This window comes from Longimicrobium sp. (assembly GCF_036280135.1).
Taxonomy (GTDB): domain Bacteria; phylum Gemmatimonadota; class Gemmatimonadetes; order Longimicrobiales; family Longimicrobiaceae; genus Longimicrobium.
Window position 1 is genome coordinate 1 of the sequence record NZ_DASURI010000933.1, and the last position, 2,962, is coordinate 2,962.

Consider the following 2,962-nt stretch of genomic DNA (forward strand, 5'->3'; position numbering starts at 1 on the left):
CGCGCTGGGGCAGATGGCGCTGGAGGTGGCTGCCAGCGCGCTGCTCGTCTACCGCGCCGCGTGGACGCGCGACAGCGGCGCGGACCGCATCACCCGCGAGGCGGCGATGGCCAAGCTGTACGCCACGGAGGTCGCGCAGCGCGTGATCGACACCGCCGTGCAGCTGTTCGGGGGGCGCGGCGTGGTGAGCGGCGCGCCCGTGGAGACGCTGTACCGCGAGATCCGCGCGCTGCGCATCTACGAGGGCACCAGCGAGATCCAGAAGCTCGTCATCGCCGGCCAGCTGCTGAAGGAGCAGGGATAGGATTCATCCGAATCGCGGTGTTCCTGCCCCTGCGGAGCGCCCCCCATCCCCGGCCCTTCCCCCATAAACTGCATGGGGGAAGGGAGAAGTCGACGAGTCAGACACCTTCCTGGATGACGATACCGCGCTGGATGCGATGGATCGGCCGCGGGCTGTTCCTGCTGGCCGGGCTGTGGATGACGGACCTGGCGCTCACGCGCGCTATCCTGGGCACGCGCGTGGACCAGCCGCTTGCATCCGCCGATCGCATCGTGGTGGGCGTTCACACCGGGTCGGGCGAGCGCATCGTGGAGACGACCATCACCGATCCCCCCGCCATCGCCCGCGTCGTGGCATTCGTGGATACGCGGCCGCGCGGATGGCTGAAATCGTGGCACACGCCGCCGGCGTACCAGGTGCACGTCATGTTCTACAAGGGCGAGGCGGTGCTCGGCTGGTTCGGCTCCGGAGCCGACTTCCTGCAGGCGCGCGCCCCGGATGGGCAGGTCGCCCTGCGGAGCGCGACGCCCGCCGAGCTCGAGGAGCTGAACCGGCTGCTGGGACTCCCGCCCGGCAGCCACCGCCAGGACTGAGCTTCGCAGGAACCTGACTACGGTGCACGAACCAACCTCCCTCCCCCACGCAGTTTGTGGGGGAGGGTCGGGGAGGGGGGCGCCCAGCGTCCGGGCCAGACCCGACCCTCCGCGCGTGAACTCCGCCCACGACTCCCGCGGTCCGCGGATTGCGCGCACGGCGTGAACGCCGCACCTTCCGTCCCCGCATCCTCACGGACCCCGCGAGCCATGGCTACGATGGAGACGCACGTCCCCGCCGAACCCAGCGCCCACCTGGACACCTTTGCCCGCGACCACCTGCCGCCGCGCGAGCTGTGGCCGGTGCTGGACCTGTCCGGCCTGCCCGAGCTGGCGTATCCGCCGCGCCTGAACTGCGCCGTGGAGCTGCTGGACCGCACGTCGGCCGCGGGGCACGCGGACCGGCCCGCCATCCTGTGGGACGGCGGGCGCTGGACGTACCGCGAGCTGGTGGAGCGCAGCAACCGCATCGCCGCCGTGCTGCGCGACGACCTGGGCCTCGTCCCCGGCAACCGCGTGCTGCTGCGGGGGCCCAACTCGCCCATGATGGCCGCGTGCTGGTTCGGCGTGCTCAAGGCGGGCGGCATCGTCGTGGCCACCATGCCGCTGCTGCGCGCCCGCGAGCTGGCCACCGTCGCCGAAAAGGCGCAGGTGCACCTCGCGCTCACGGACCATCGGCTGAGGGCGGACCTGGACGAGGCGCGCGGCCTGGCGCCCGTCATCCAGCGCGTGGTGTCCTGGGGGACGGACGACGAGGGATCGCTGGATCGGCTGATGTCCACGAAGCCGGCGGAGTTCGAGGCCGTGGACACGGCGGCGGACGACGTGGCGCTCATCGCCTTCACCTCCGGCACGACGGGCAAGCCCAAGGGGGCCATGCACTTTCACCGCGACGTGCTGGCCTGCTGCGACACCTTCGGCCGCCACGTGCTGCGGCCCACGGCCGAGGACGTGTTCTGCGGATCGCCCCCGCTGGCGTTCACGTTCGGCCTGGGCGGGCTGCTGCTGTTCCCCATGCGCGCCGGCGCCGCCACGCTGCTCATCGAGCAGCCCACGCCGCCCAATCTGTTGAAGGGCATCCAGGAGCACCGCGCCAGCATCTGCTTCACGGCGCCCGTGGCCTATCGCGCGCTGGCGGACCAGGCGAAGGAGTTCGACCTGTCGTCGCTCCGCAAGTGCGTGTCCGCCGGCGAGACGCTGCCGCTGCCCACGTTCGAGGCGTTCGAGCGCGCGACGGGCATCCGCATCATCGACGGCATCGGCAGCACGGAGATGCTGCACATCTTCATCGGCTCGTCGGGCGACGACATTCGCCCCGGGTCCACGGGCCGCGCGGTGCCCGGCTACCGCGCGCGGGTGATCGATGATGACGGAAATCCGCTCCCCCCCGGCTCCATCGGCCGGCTGGCCGTGCAGGGGCCCACGGGGTGCCGCTACCTGGACGACCCGGAGCGGCAGCGCGGCTACGTGATGGACGGCTGGAACCTCACGGGCGACGCGTACCGGATGGACGAGGACGGCTACTTCTGGTACCAGGCGCGGACGGACGACATGATCATCTCCGCCGGCTACAACATCGCGGGGCCGGAGGTGGAGGCCGTGCTGCTGGAGCACCCGTCCGTGGCCGAGTGCGGCGTCGTCGGATTGCCGGACGAGGAGCGCGGGCAGGTGGTGAGCGCGTTCGTGGTGCTCCGTGAGGGCGCCGCGGCGGACGCGGCGACGGTCAAGGAGCTGCAGGACTGGGTCAAGGCCCGCATTGCCCCGTACAAGTATCCGCGACGCGTGGAGTTCGTGGGTGCCCTGCCGCGGACGCAGACGGGCAAGCTGCAGCGCTTTCGCCTGCGGACGCCGTCGTGAGCGCGCACCGCATCGTCCAGCCGGAGGGCTGGGCCACGCCCAAGGGCTACGCCAACGGGGTGGATGCCGCCGGCCGCACGGTCTTCATCGCCGGGCAGATCGGTTGGAACCCGGTGACGGCGGAGTTCGAGACGGACGACTTCGTGGGCCAGGTGAGCCAGGCGCTGCGCAACGTGCGCGCGGTGCTGGACGAGGCCGGCGCCACGCCGGAGCACGTGACGCGGATGAC

4 protein-coding genes are annotated in these 2,962 nt (G+C 71.7%); all 4 read left to right on the forward strand.

Going from position 1 to position 2,962, the window contains the following annotated elements; genetic code table 11:
- A partial coding sequence (locus tag VFZ20_RS29980; protein WP_329687644.1) for an acyl-CoA dehydrogenase family protein occupies nucleotides 1-304 on the forward strand: 304 nt, incomplete at its 5' end.
- Nucleotides 305-417: 113 nt separating this feature from the next.
- Complete coding sequence (locus tag VFZ20_RS29985; RefSeq protein ID WP_329687645.1) at nucleotides 418-876, forward strand: hypothetical protein; 459 nt, start codon at nucleotides 418-420, stop codon at nucleotides 874-876.
- A 219-nt stretch (nucleotides 877-1,095) separates the two neighbouring features.
- Nucleotides 1,096-2,733 carry an AMP-binding protein gene (locus VFZ20_RS29990; RefSeq protein ID WP_349264145.1) on the forward strand — a complete coding sequence of 546 codons (1,638 nt, stop codon included), beginning with the start codon at nucleotides 1,096-1,098 and terminating at the stop codon, nucleotides 2,731-2,733.
- A partial coding sequence (locus tag VFZ20_RS29995; protein WP_329687647.1) for a RidA family protein occupies nucleotides 2,730-2,962 on the forward strand: 233 nt, incomplete at its 3' end. The genes VFZ20_RS29990 and VFZ20_RS29995, both read left to right, overlap by 4 nt.